12 protein-coding genes are annotated in these 13,425 nt (G+C 46.5%); 4 read left to right on the top strand and 8 right to left on the bottom strand.

Annotated elements, in window-relative coordinates; genetic code table 11:
- Positions 1 to 41 precede the first annotated feature (41 nt).
- The gene (locus QMA01_RS13745) at positions 42 to 575 is read right to left on the bottom strand and encodes a hypothetical protein (RefSeq protein ID WP_290215220.1); all 534 of its coding nucleotides are present in this window, start codon (positions 573 to 575) and stop codon (positions 42 to 44) included.
- 156 nt (positions 576 to 731) lie between these two features.
- Here QMA01_RS13745 and QMA01_RS13740 point away from each other — a divergent pair, with 156 nt between their 5' ends.
- Both QMA01_RS13740 and QMA01_RS13735 read left to right on the top strand, forming a co-directional pair.
- The gene (locus tag QMA01_RS13740; protein ID WP_290215219.1) at positions 732 to 1,106 is read left to right on the top strand and encodes a hypothetical protein; all 375 of its coding nucleotides are present in this window, start codon (positions 732 to 734) and stop codon (positions 1,104 to 1,106) included.
- A 177-nt stretch (positions 1,107 to 1,283) separates the two neighbouring features.
- On the top strand, positions 1,284 to 2,573 hold the full coding sequence (locus tag QMA01_RS13735; protein ID WP_290215218.1) for an MFS transporter: 1,290 nt from the start codon (positions 1,284 to 1,286) through the stop codon (positions 2,571 to 2,573).
- A 150-nt stretch (positions 2,574 to 2,723) separates the two neighbouring features.
- On the opposite strand, the gene QMA01_RS13730 is transcribed toward QMA01_RS13735, so the two are convergent.
- From QMA01_RS13730 to cysK, 5 genes are all read right to left on the bottom strand, one after another.
- Entirely contained in the window at positions 2,724 to 3,440 is a 717-nt protein-coding gene (locus QMA01_RS13730) for a 3-ketoacyl-ACP reductase (RefSeq protein ID WP_191716133.1), read from the bottom strand.
- Between the two features lie 148 nt (positions 3,441 to 3,588).
- On the bottom strand, positions 3,589 to 4,575 hold the full coding sequence (locus QMA01_RS13725; protein WP_191716132.1) for an ABC transporter substrate-binding protein: 987 nt from the start codon (positions 4,573 to 4,575) through the stop codon (positions 3,589 to 3,591).
- Positions 4,576 to 4,689: 114 nt separating this feature from the next.
- Entirely contained in the window at positions 4,690 to 5,445 is a 756-nt protein-coding gene (locus QMA01_RS13720; RefSeq protein WP_290185724.1) for an ABC transporter permease, read from the bottom strand.
- A complete protein-coding gene (locus QMA01_RS13715) occupies positions 5,429 to 6,217 on the bottom strand; it encodes an ABC transporter ATP-binding protein (RefSeq protein WP_191716130.1) in 789 nt (262 codons plus the stop codon). The genes QMA01_RS13720 and QMA01_RS13715 overlap by 17 nt, the downstream gene beginning before the upstream one ends.
- A 260-nt stretch (positions 6,218 to 6,477) precedes the next feature.
- On the bottom strand, positions 6,478 to 7,398 hold the full coding sequence (gene cysK / locus QMA01_RS13710; protein WP_191716129.1) for a cysteine synthase A: 921 nt from the start codon (positions 7,396 to 7,398) through the stop codon (positions 6,478 to 6,480).
- 188 nt (positions 7,399 to 7,586) lie between these two features.
- On the opposite strand from cysK, the gene QMA01_RS13705 reads away from it, so the two are divergent.
- Positions 7,587 to 8,480, top strand: a complete 894-nt coding sequence (locus tag QMA01_RS13705; protein ID WP_191716128.1) for a sulfurtransferase — start codon at positions 7,587 to 7,589, stop codon at positions 8,478 to 8,480.
- A gap of 65 nt (positions 8,481 to 8,545) precedes the next feature.
- Here QMA01_RS13705 and ade read toward each other — a convergent pair whose 3' ends face one another.
- A complete protein-coding gene (gene ade, locus QMA01_RS13700) occupies positions 8,546 to 10,273 on the bottom strand; it encodes an adenine deaminase (protein ID WP_290215217.1) in 1,728 nt (575 codons plus the stop codon).
- A 283-nt stretch (positions 10,274 to 10,556) separates the two neighbouring features.
- Here ade and QMA01_RS13695 point away from each other — a divergent pair, with 283 nt between their 5' ends.
- On the top strand, positions 10,557 to 11,615 hold the full coding sequence (locus QMA01_RS13695; RefSeq protein ID WP_290215216.1) for an AbrB family transcriptional regulator: 1,059 nt from the start codon (positions 10,557 to 10,559) through the stop codon (positions 11,613 to 11,615).
- Positions 11,616 to 11,665: 50 nt separating this feature from the next.
- On the opposite strand, the gene QMA01_RS13690 is transcribed toward QMA01_RS13695, so the two are convergent.
- A complete protein-coding gene (locus QMA01_RS13690; protein ID WP_191716126.1) occupies positions 11,666 to 13,279 on the bottom strand; it encodes a glycoside hydrolase family 43 protein in 1,614 nt (537 codons plus the stop codon).
- Between the last annotated feature and the right edge of the window lie 146 nt (positions 13,280 to 13,425).

The raw sequence follows: 13,425 nt of genomic DNA, 5'->3' as shown, positions 1-13,425 counted from the left end.
AGGTGAACCGGGAATAATCCGGTTCACCTTTTTGATTGCTGTTATTCATTCAAAACGGAATGTTCTTTGTAATCAAATGCAATATCAGGGAGGAGAGAGGGCTCGACATTTTCCCAAATCAATTGATCGCGTGTAGTCTTGTCCAACCTGAAGGACATGACACTTTGGTCAGTTACTTTATCGTTTGGCCCAGCCACTGGGTAAACCCAGGAAATAGAGATATCCTTCAGTTCCCCGAATTCTGATAAAGGCGCCAGGATGGCGATTGCCTGCTGCCACATGAGCTGTTTGGTTGAAATAGTGGTGAATCCTTTATCCGCATTTAAGATAAACTCTGCATCCCACCCCGATGACACCTGATAAACTGAGATATCTACGATACGTTCTTTATCCATATTGCTCTTTTCTCCAAGTTCTTCAATGACGGTTATCTGCAGTCTGGCTGTTAAGTTTTTTGCTTCCTCGGATTCGGGCTTTAGCATCCAGCCACCGACAACAAGAAGAATAAGGACCAGCCCCAATACCCATGGCCAGGTAAAAGAGAGGCCTGACTTCTTTTTTTGCATATTCGCCATTGGCTCACAACTCCATTTCAGTCTATTCATCTTATATTATATAGAAGATTTCTAAAGATCTTTGTTTATTAGGACCAAAGAAGGGTATTTTTTAATACATACAGAACAAAAAGAATCAATGAAAACTCTCGCGCGGCTGAAAAGGAGGAAGAACAGATGAGTGAATTGCATGCTGACGAAATGTCGCCAGTGAAACTGGAGGAATTGAACGGTCTTTATGGAAATATGAAAAAATTTTATTATAAATACAGACCAGATTTGGAACAGCTCAAAGACCAAGAGGAAGCGGCACGGATGATCGGCAATTTGAATATGCTGGCACCGTACAATCAAGAAGAGCATATTGAAGCTATCCAGTTTCTGTATTATTTCTTAACCGAGTATTGCTGGCCAGAAAATCTGCAGGCGGAAGCAGAGATGGAATCTTTATTGCAGCGTGCTAAAAAAGTTATGCCGAGAGAAAAGCGGCAACGCCAAAAGATGAGAAAATGGCTGCGCCCGATAGATGCAGGAGAACAGCCGCTTGCCTAAAAGACAAGCACAATAGAATGGGAAGCCAAGAAGGGCCTGCAAAGGTCCTTTTTATTTTGGAAAGGCAATGATTGACATTAAGGAAACCGTTATACTGAGAATAGAATTGGATTTTTTAGATGCAAAGCTTTAATGACAAAATCCTTTAAGAAAATTGGCATAGAAACGAGGGAAAACATGAACAGAAAAACCAGTCAACAGATGCTGCAGGGCTATATCGAATCTCCGGAAAAAATCAAGGAGCTGTATCGGCGAACCTTATGGATTGTTGTGCTGTCGCAGATTTTTGGAGGAGCCGGCCTGGCAGCTGGGGTGACAGTGGGCGCACTTCTTGCGCAGGATATGCTGGGGACGGATCGCTTTGCAGGGTTGCCGGTGGCACTGTTTACGCTGGGATCGGCTGCAGCGGCGCTCATGATCGGCAGAGTATCCCAACGTTTCAGCCGAAGAACCGGTTTGGCTTCCGGATTTTTAGCTGGCGGAATCGGTGCAATTGGAGTAATTTTGGCAGCCCTCTCAACTAATGTCTGGTTGCTGTTTGCCGCTTTGCTGATTTATGGTGCCGGAACAGCCGCTAATTTGCAGGCGCGCTATGCAGGGACAGATTTGGCGAGTGCCAAACAGCGCGGTACAGCTATCAGCATTGCCTTAGTGTCGACAACGTTTGGTGCATTTGCCGGCCCTAATTTGGTGGGAGTGATGGGTCGTTTTGCCGAATCCATCGGCATTCCGGCTCTAGCCGGACCTTTTATTTTGGCGGCGATTGCCTATCTTCTGGCTGGGATTGTCCTGCTGATTTTCTTGCGGCCGGATCCGTTGCTGGTGTCACTGGCAATCCAGGAGCATCGGCAAGTTCGCCAAGAGAGTAAAGCGGATATGGAACCTGTAGATTCAACCATCAATAAGAAAGGCGTGTATCTGGGAGCTACAGTTATGGTGCTGACGCAATTGATCATGTTTGCCATTATGACTATGACGCCGATCCATATGGGGCATCATGGCCACGATTTGGGAGCCGTTGGGCTGGTCATCAGCATCCATATTGCTGCGATGTATCTGCCATCCATCGTCACGGGAATCCTTGTCGACAAATTAGGAAGGGTAGTCATGGCAACAGCAGCTGGTGTGACATTTATGGCAGCTGGAGTTGTAGCCGCATTGGCGCCGGCTGATTCTTTAGCCGTTCTGATTGTTGCGCTTGCGTTGTTGGGACTGGGTTGGAATTTCGGATTGATCAGCGGCACTACGCTTATTGTCGATTCAACCCATCCATCTACGCGCGCCAAAACACAAGGAACCGTTGATGTGCTGGTTGCTTTAGCAGGCGCTGCAGGCGGCGGGTTTTCGGGAATGGTCATGGCCCAGTCAAGCTACGCAGTGATGTCTTTGGGCGGCGGGTTTCTTGCGCTTCTCTTGATTCCGGTTGTTGTTTGGTCTATGAAAAAGACGGCACAGGTGGATACTTGAAATGAAAAAAATTCAGGCGGCAGTCCCAGCCGGTTTATCGCGAGTCTGCTGAAGCGAATGAAACGGCATGGATATTATACAAAAAAAGAGGCTGTCCTTTTGTCAATTATAAATGACATTTGGGACAGTCTCTTTTATAGGATTTAGGTTTTAAGGGTTGGTCGACCAAAGTCCAGCCGATTTCAATAAAACACGGGGATGCAGCTTCAATTGAGCAACCATCATTTCAGCGAGATCTTCCGGCTGAATAACTTTGTCGGGGTTGCCATCGGTCAGATTTGCTTCAACTGCCAAGTCAGTGGCAACGGTACTCGGGGTTAAAGCACTGACACGGATATTGTGTTTTCTGACTTCCAGCATCAATGATTCCGTCAATCCCATGACACCGAATTTCGATGCACTATAAGCACTTGTCACCGGCGCTCCTTTTTGTCCGGCTGTTGATGAAATATTGATGATATCCCCTGATTGGCGCTCGATCATTTGCGGCAGGACGGCACGTGTCACATAGTAGACACCCATCAAGTTGGTATCGATAATCCCTTTGAATTCTTCAGCCGACAGTTCCAGGAATTTGCCGAATTTGCCGATCCCGGCATTGTTGATCAGAATGTCAATTGATCCCAGCTCGCTTGCAATATGCTCGACTGCTGCATTGACCGCTTCAGGGTCAGCTACATCAGCAACAGCAAATACAGTTTTCACACCGTACTGCTCCAGCTCTGCTGCAACTTTCTCCAAATTGCTTGCAGTGCGTCCCACAAGTCCGACGTTGATTCCTTCTGCAGCAAAAGCAATCGCGGTTGCTCTTCCAATCCCTCTCCCAGCTCCTGTAATCAACGCATTTTTTCCTGTTAAGTTTTGCATATAGACAGCTCCTTTTTTCACAAATCATTTCCATCTTCTAGTGTAGCAAAACCAACTTAGAAAACCTTCAGGAAGAGCTCAAAAAGGAGTTTTTTGTTAAAAGGATACAAAAAAGCAGCAGAAAAAATTTCTGCTGCTAATTGAAGTTTTAATCAAGGAATTGTGTATCCGTCAATAAAGCGAAATCCGGTTGCTCTTTCAGGAACTTCAAGTCGAACGATGAATCGCCGAATGCTTGAATTTCTTCAGGTGCAAGAGCAGTATCAAAAATCATGTTTTCCCATGCACCGTCAATGATAGAGGCTTCGAGCTTTTGGCCGGTGATGTCATCGATTGTGTTGATCGTGATCTCTTTTGCCTGATCCGGATTTTGTGCGATAAATTCTGTCGCTTCTTTATGTGCATCAACAATGCCTTGCACCATTTCAGGATTTTCCTCAATCAGTTTGCTTGAAGTCACCAAAACGGAAGCCGGCAAGGTCGTTCCGAATGAAATTTCATCCGGCTCAATAATCACTTTAGCGCCAGTTTTTTGCTTCAGTACAGAAGCCCAGGGTTCAGGAGCAACGGCAACATCGACTTTTTCAGTAGCGAACATCGCTTCATACTGAGCCGGGTTGCCAGTTTGGTGTAGCATTTCTCCGCCGATCCGGTTAGAAGTGATGCCATGCTCTTTCATGAAAGTTTCAAATTGCACATCGTGTGTGCAGCCGACGCGTGGCGTAATGAACGTCTTGCCTGCGAAATCTTCAACAGACTCAACGCCGCTGCCATTTCTGGCCATGACTACGGTACCGCCTGAAGCGCCGCCAGCAATCATGGTAACGTCTGCACCGTTCGTGTAGTTGTTCATCGCGGGGCCAGGTCCAACAAGGCCGGCATCAATATCTCCGGTTTTCAGTGCTGTCATAAAGTCGGCTCCATCAGCGAAAGTTACATATTCGACAGCTGTGCCGTCTTCCAGGTTCTTTTCATACATTTCCTGGTCTTTTGCAACCATTGCAGGAACGTGGTCCAGGTTAGGGAAATAGCCGATAGTGACAGAAGATGAGTCGTCGCCAGCTTCAGGTGAACCACAAGCTGCCAGCACGCCGACCATAGCGACAGGTGCAATAAGTGAAAAGATACGTTTCATAAGATGAGTTCCTCCTGTATAAAATAATTTTTTATTTAATAAAGTATTCGTGGCGAATATTCGTAAGGTCAATGGCTGAAAGTGCTTTTCCTGGTGAACATCTGTTAAATAAGTTTATGTTTCCAATCCCCAACGCTTGAGGACGTTTTTCTCGATTCGCTGGAATATCATCAGATCGACAATCGCGCCGACGACACCAATGATGATCATCACGCCGATGACCAGTGACATATTGCCGAAATCGGATGCATAGCGGAGCGTATATCCGAGTCCGGGACCGGAACTGAGAAGTTCTCCGGCCATCAATGCCCGCCAGGCGAAAGCCCAGGCAAGGCGTGCGCCTGTCACGAAATAAGGAACGGAAGCGGGAATGATCACTTTAATAAAAAGATCCAGTCCGTTCGACCCCATTGTCCGTGCGGCTTTGATGAAAAGGGGATCGACGTTCTTGATGCCGGTTCGGACATTCAGAATCATCACGAACGTTCCGCCCAAGATGACGACGAAAATGATGGAACCTTCGCCAAGGCCGAACCACATCATTGCCAGAGGCAGCCAAACGATACTTGGTACACTTTGCAGAGCAAGCACCAATGTTCCAAGTGTTTCATCTGCTGTTTTCGAGCGTGCCAGCAGGATACCGATACCGGTTCCGATAATGACAGCTGCAGCCAAGCCGATCAACAATCTGCGGAAACTCGCAATCAGGTCGTAGACCAATGTCATATCGGCAAATCCGGCTACCAGCGAATCGTAAACGCTGACGGGGGAAGGAAGGATGGTTTCATGCCACAGTTCAAAGCGGGAACCCAGTTCCCAGAAGACAATGAGCGCGGCGAAGAAAATGATTCGTTTAACTGCCGGCTTCATATGCTTGCTCCTCATCTATGACTTTATCGATTTCTGTTTTCAAAAGACCCATAATCTGTTCTTCCAAAGCAGCGATTTCCTGCCGATGCTGTTCGCGGGGGCGGGGAATATCAACCCGAATGTCAGTCAGGATGGTGCCGGGCCGTGTGCCCATGACGATGATGCGGTCCGACAGTTTGATCGATTCGGAAATGCTATGGGTGACAAAGACGATGGTCTTTTTCGTATCAATCCAAATTTCTTCGAGCTGACCATGAAGGCGGCTTCTTGTTTGTTCATCCAAAGCGCCAAAAGGTTCGTCCATCAACAGGACAGCTGGGTCCATGGCTAACGAACGGGCAATGGATACCCGCTGCTGCATCCCTCCGGAAAGCTCGTGTGGATAGTGGGAAGGGTAATTGCTGAGCTGTACCATTTTTAAGAAATGCTGTGCGCGTTCCAAGCCTTCTTTTTTGGACATTTCCTTGCGCAAAGGAAACATGACGTTTTCAGTTACATTCATCCATGGGAAAAGGGCGGCTTGCTGAAATACCATGCCCCGGTCTTTTCCTGGCTTGACGACTTTTTTGCCATCCACGATAATATCGCCGGAAGTCGAGCTGACAAGCCCGGCAATCATCGACAACAAAGTGGACTTGCCACAGCCGGAAGGTCCGAGGATAGAGACAAATTCTCCTTTTTGGATCGATAAGTCGATATCTTTCAAAACCGTATTCGGTTTATTGTTTTTATCGTAATAAACTTTATTGATTTGCTTGGCTTCAATAAACAAAATAGATCACCGGTAATAAAACCTACCTTTCCTATCGGATAATATTATTAAAGTATAGTAGAATGATAGGAATTGTCAAGATGAAAACGCTGAAAAAACAGTTTCTTTACTTTTTCAAATAATATAGCGATAGGGATAAGGATAAGTAGTTGCATCCATTTCTTCGATAACGTAGATTCATGCCAAAATTGAGAGCAAAAAAAAACAGGCAGACCCAACTTGCAGGTCTGCCTGTTTAAATAAGAAAAGAGTCTGTGTTTTTATTCGCCGAACAGATTCATGCTCAAATACCGTTCGCCTGTATCAGGAGCGATACACAATACTTTTTTGCCTGTGCCGAGGCGTTTGGCCAATTCAATGGCAGCGTAGATGGTAGCACCGGCAGAAGGGCCAACGAAAATTCCTTCTTCACGAGCCACTCTTTTAAAGATATCAATGGCATCTTCATCGTTGATGGCCATAATCTCGTCGTATACGTCCGTGTTTAAAATATCAGGAATGAAACCGGGGCTCGTACCCACTAGCAGGTGCTTGCCGGGTTTTCCGCCTGACAATACAGGCGATCCTTTTGGTTCTACAACCGCAATATACAGCTCCGGAAGATGCTCTTTCAAGGTTTCTCCAGTGCCTGTGATGGTGCCGCCAGTTCCAGCGGATGCCACAAACGCATCCAGTTTGCCATCCATCTGCTCGAGGATTTCCATCGCTGTTGTTGTGCGGTGGATATCAGGATTGGCTTTATTTTCGAATTGCTGCGGGATAAAGCTGTTTGGAATCTCTTTTTGCAGCTCCAGTGCTTTGCTGATTGCTCCAGGCATTTTGGCATCGCTAGGGGTCAACACCACCTCAGAACCAAATGCCTTCAATAGATTGATGCGTTCTTTTGTGGCATTATCCGGCAAGACCAGAATAGAGCGGTAGCCTTTTGCAGCAGCGACCATTGCCAAGCCGATGCCTGTATTGCCGCTGGTCGGTTCGATGATGGTAGCTCCTTCTTCAATCAAGCCTTCTTTTTCAGCCATTTCAATCATGTTGAAGGCAGCACGGTCTTTGACGCTTTTTGATGGATTGAACATTTCGAGTTTTACGTATACATCAGCCGCACCTTGGGGCACAATGCGGTTTAATTTTACAACCGGCGTATCGCCGATCAGTTCAATGATATTATTGTATGGTTTCATAGAGAAAACAACCTTTCTAAAATGATGGAATCAACAGCGTTTTCATTGGATCTATTGTTGAATAGGAAGGAATGTACGCGCTGAAGTTTTTCAGTTGACGAAGTTAAACCCAAACTTTATTGTACTAGTATAACGCATTTTTGTTAATCGTATTGGATTGGTCGGTTTAAAAGTGAGGAGAATGCTAAATGGAAAGAATACCGTTAATCGTCAGTACAGATTGGTTGGAACAACGATTGGATGATCCGAAACTGCGTATTGTGGATGCAACGACGTTCATGGACATTCCTGAAAATGGCGGACCGCCATCAGTTGAGTCAGGAAGAGCTTCTTATGATGAAGGACACATTCCAGGAGCGGTGTATGCTGACTTGTTGAATGAACTGTCAGATCCTGAATCATCACTGCCATTTATGGCACCTCCACATGATCATTTTGTCAAAAAGATGACTGAACTTGGGATAGGGGACGGGACATATACAGTCATCTACGACCAGGGAGCATTGGTGGAAAATCCGGTAGTGGCCGCTTACTGGGCGTCTAGACTGGCGTGGCAGATGCAGTATGAAGGTTATGACAATATTGCGATTCTGGATGGCGGATTGCCGAAATGGAAAGAGGAAGGCCGTCCGTTGACAGCTGTTCCCGGGAATTATTCGCCTGCAGTTTTTACCGGACAGCGCCGTCCGGAATTGATTGCGACAAAAGAAGATGTACAGCAAGCGATGGATGATGACAATGTCATCTTGATCAACAGTTTGTCTCCTGAAGACTTCAGAGGCGAAACAGATACCTATCCTAGAAAAGGGCATATTCCAAGCAGCGTCAATGTATTCTTCGGTATTCATGGCGACCAGCAAACGAAAAAAGTGTATGAGGATTCGATCTTGCGGGAGCCTTTCGAAAAAGTTGGTGCTTTGGATCCGGATAAAAAAGTCATCACGTATTGCGGCGGCGGGATTGCGGCAACTTGGAATGCTTTGCTGCTGAATAAGCTTGGGCAGAAAAACGTTGCCGTCTACGACGGATCGATGAATGAATGGGCGAGCGATCCATCCTGTCCTCTAGTAACTGGAAATTGAGTAAAACCCCGCGCTGTCCTTGAGGACAACGCGGGGTTTTTTCACTTCATAAAATGCCAATCACTTCATTCGTCGGCCACAGCAACTGGGATATGCCGGAAGCTGGTGACATCGAACAAGCCGCAATCCGTCAGTTTCAAATGGGGAATGACCGGCAATGACAAGAACGACAAGGTTAAAAAGGCATTAAATTCTGTACTTGTGCCAATCTTCAAGAGGCTGTCATCGAGCGATTTGAGCTGTGCATACACGATTTCAACAGGCTGGTCAGACATCAAGCCTGCAATGGCAAGAGGCAGGTTCGCCAATACTTTTCCATCCTGCACAATCACCAATCCGCCTTTTAAGTTTTGCAGGGCTTCAGCTGCAATTTTGATGTCCTGGTCAGTTGTTCCGACGGCAATGATATTATGCGAATCGTGTGCAACCGTAGTTGCAATGGCACCGTTTTTAAGGCCAAGCCCACGGACAATGCCAAGACCGATATTGCCGGTCGCTTTATGGCGTTCAATCACGGCAATTTTCAATAGATCCTTTTCCGTGTTTGAAACAAAATAGCCGTCTATTACAGGCGTTTCAATTATTAAATGTTCGGTAATCAGATTGTTGGGATTGATGCCGATGACATGAGCCTTGGAGCTGCTGCCCATTGGAATTTGGAAGCTGTCAATGGACAGCTCTGGTATACGTACAGTATCCTGTACTGCTGATGCGTCAGTCTTCTCTTGTGCCGGTCCCACATACTGTCCGTTTTGCGCTACTAATTGTCCGCCTTTATAGACTTCCGCAATCGCCAACTCTTCCAGGTTGTTGAGCAACAGAAAATCGGCCTCGTAACCGGGAGCAATGGCGCCTTTCCCACGCAGTCCAAAACACTGCGCGGCATTAATGCTGGCCATTGAGATGGCAGTGACTGGATCGATTCCCTGTTTGATGGCAACCCGGACATTGTGGTCGACACTGCCTTCTTCAATCAAATCATCCAAATGTTTGTCATCTGTGCAAAACAGGCAGCGGTGGGCATTTTTTTCGGTTACGCCTTCAAGTAAAGCGTGAAGATTTTTAGCGACAGAACCTTCCCGGAGCATAACATGCATGCCTCGTTCCAGGCGCATGATCATTTCCTCTTTTGTGACACATTCATGATCTGTCAGAATCCCTGCAGTTCCATAAACATTGATGTCATTTTCGCTGAGTCCCGCAGCATGCCCATCGATTTGTCGGCTTAGCATCAACTTATCCAGCATCGCATCATCTCCGCGAAGAACGGCGGGAAAGTCCATCACTTCAGCCAATCCCAAGACGCTGCTGCGTTTCAGGAAAGGCTTCAGGTCTTCGGCGGAAAGTTTGGCGCCTGCATTTTCAAAGGAAGTGGAAGGGACGCAGGAAGGCAGCATCAATTTGATGTCGAGAAGCGTCGATTCCGCATCCTTCAGCATGAAATCCAATCCCGCAGTTCCGCTGACATTGGCGATTTCGTGTGGATCGGTAATGACGGTCGTAACGCCGTGAGGCAAAACGATTTTGGAGAATTCCTGCGGTGTCACCATCGAAGATTCGATGTGGACATGCGCATCAATCAAACCAGGGGCAATGAATTTGCCGGCCGCATCGATTTCCTGAAAGCCTTCATAATCTCCGATGCCAACAATGGTATTTCCACTGATGGCAACGTTACCCGTAGTAAGGCTTTTTGTGAATACGTTAACGATGGAAGCATTGCGAATAACCAAATCAGCTTTTTGTTGTTTATTGGCAGCATCAATGCGGCTTTTCAATAATTTTTTATTCACTGGGATTCAAGCTCCTTTAAAGTGGTTTTGGAGAATGCGCAGGCGATGAAAAGGGCAAGCTGAAAATGAGTAATGAAGAGTTGAGCTTTGCCTCATTTTACATGAGATGGGTGATAAGCTCTAGCAAAAAGTGGAAAGAGCACGCTCGGCAACCAGTGGTGAGGCGGAAGAGGCAATTTGTATAGGAGGATCTTTTTAGCTGACAAAAGCATAGCCATTTTAATTGGTGTCTGAAAAAGCTATAATAAAGAAATTAGCTAAGTTTCAGAAAGAAGATGACAAGATGATGATTTCCCCAATGGCAAAAGCGTTCATAATCGGTTTGGCCGGTGCCGGGGTGTTTGTGGTGGCAGGAGCCCCGATGCCCTGGCTATTGGGCCCTTTGTTTGCCGTTTTGCTGATGCAATTATTGACGCCGGTGAAACTGGAATGGCATTCCCGTTTCCGCAACGGCGGATTGGTAGTAGCGGGATACGTAATCGGCTTTGCTTTCACCCTGGAAGCATTACAGGGAATGAAAGACTATTTTGGAGCAATGGTAGTGATCAATATCGCTTTTTTTCTGCTGTTTCTTTTCATCAGTGCCTTGATGGCTTCGCGGACAAAAGTGGATCAAGCGACAGCCATGACCTGCTGTGTTCCGGGTGGTTTATCGCAGATCATCACTTTTGCCGAAGAACAGAAAACTATCGATTTGACGGCCGTCACGTTTTACCATGTTCTTCGTGTCCTGATGATTGTCGCCATCGTGCCATTCATTGTCACAAGTGGTGAACCTGCGCATCTGGAAGAGGCGGGGCAAGGCAATTATTCCCTGGCGTTGCTTGGGTTGCTTATACTGTGTTACGGCGCAGGAATCTTGGCGCAGAAAGTCAAAGTACCGACAGCTTTTTTGTTGGGTCCTGTTTTTCTGATTATGCTTTTCAATCTGGCAGGTATAGCGGTGCCAATCATGCCAAGCTCGTTGCTCCATATCGCGCAACTGTTTATCGGCATTTATATTGGGCTTTTGTTGAAAAAAGAGGACTTGAAATTGACGAAGCGCATGATTTTCTATTCGTTTTTCTCAAGCGCTGTACTGATCGCTTTTGCTTATGGCCTCAGTTTTCTTTTGCAGGACCTTTACGGCCTCAGTTTTTCAACCAGCTTCTTAAGTGTGGTACCAGGCGGCCTTGACCAGATGGGGCTCATTGCGGCATCGGTCCATGCAGATGTAACCATCGTGACGGCGTTTCAGCTGTTTCGCATTTTGTTCTTATCCGTATTGATTGTACCGTTTGTTAAAACAGTTGCAGCTCGAAACAAGAAACAGGCAAGAGTAGCGGAAGAGAATATCGGATGATACAAAAAGGCAGCCCTGGACGTATGAGTCCGGAGCTGCCTTTTATAGGGTTATTCGTTTGTTTCTTTATAAATGAAATAATCGAAATCGGCCGGTAGTTGCTGACCGGATAGATCCTGGCATTGCATGCCGACAAATGCGCCGGTGAAAAATCCTCCGCCTTGAATATAATCATCGGACAGCTTGGCGGACTCGAATTTGATCGGCAATGTCGTCCAGTTCTCGCCATCAAAAGAATAGGAGTACGTATAGGTTTTGGTTTTTGTTTCTACACGCATGTAGACTGATTCGACATGTTCAGGGATGCTGATTTCCTCACCTTGCAGCGGCTGCGCGAATGAAAAATTATCACATACCGTAAGATCCAGGATCCGCCCTTTTTCTTCGTGCCAGGAAATCTGCAATGCTGTCCAGTTTTCCGTATTGTAATAGTTCACAAGCCCAGCACCTTGCTGGAAAGTGGTTGGTTGGAAAGCGACTTTTGTTTCAGCAATGAAATTAAAATGCTGCCAGCGTCTTGCTACAAAGGACTGCGTGAATTTGGAGGTCAGTGATTCACGCCCGTACAGGCGAAGGTGTCCAGGGTTGTCCGTTAAAGAGACGATTTCTTCACCAAGCGGAATGCGCAAGGTTTGAAAATGGCTGTTCAATTCTGCAGAATCGAAGTCGTCCTTTTCAGGAAAGTCTGCAGGCCATGGGACTTCTTCGATAGCCGGGCCTTCAATTTGAGCAGCGGGTTGGTTGCCGCCGACAACGTAGGGCCAATCATTTTTCCATTCCAGACGCTGGATGGCCGTTTCTCTGCCAAGCGGACAAAAGCCTCGCGGATCCAATAAAGCCTGGCCGTCCTGCGGTAAGGGCCGTCCAGTTAAGTGGACGAGAAACCATTCATCTGTATGTGTTTGGACCATGGAGGCGTGCCCGGCTTTTTGAAGAGGATTTCTTGGATATGGCCAAGAAGTAATCAATGGATTTTCCGGATGTACCTCATAAGGGCCGTCGATTTGACGCGAGCGGGCAATGGTTGCCTGATGATCGTATTTTGTTCCGCCTTCTGCAGTCAGCAAATAATAATAGTCACCGATCTTATAAAGGTGAGGCGCTTCGGTCAGCTTGATATCCGTGCCTTTAAAGATGATTTTGGAATCGCCGACGAGCTTGCGCGTTGCAGGATCGAATTCCTGCAGGACAATGCCGTAAAAAGCATGGTGTCCAACGCGATGGTCCCAGTACATATTGACGAAATATTTTTTTCCGGATTCATCGTGGAAAAGGGAAGGATCGAATCCAGAACTGTTCAGATAAGAAGGCTCAGACCATTCGCCATCGATGGTTTCACAGGTCACCAAGTAATTATGGCAGTCTTTCCATTGCCCTTCAGTCACCTTCACATCCGTATAGATTAGCCAAAACTGGCCGTCGCTATAGGATAAAGCAGGTGCCCAAACGCCTCCTGAGTTTGGATTTCCGGACATGTTCAATTGGCTTAGGCGATTTAGTGGACGGGAAATCAAACGCCAGTTCTTTAAGTCTTTTGAGTGATAGATGCCGACTCCAGGAAACCACTCGAATGTAGAGACAGCAATGTAATAATCTTCCCCCACACGGCAAATTGATGGATCAGGGTTGAAACCGGTCAAAATCGGATTTTGGATTACGCTCATTCTTCTTCATCCTCCATTCAAATATGTAAGTGCTTACAAACTTTTAAATTTAACTTATATCCGATCATACCTTACTTAGTCTATTGAGTAAACTAAGTATTTGAAAAGTTGACTTAAAAAGATAAAAGGCGCTGCCCTATAAGTCT

Source organism: Planococcus notacanthi (genome assembly GCF_030407825.1).
Classification (GTDB): domain Bacteria; phylum Bacillota; class Bacilli; order Bacillales_A; family Planococcaceae; genus Planococcus; species Planococcus notacanthi.
This window is presented reverse-complemented; position numbering and strand designations above follow the sequence as displayed.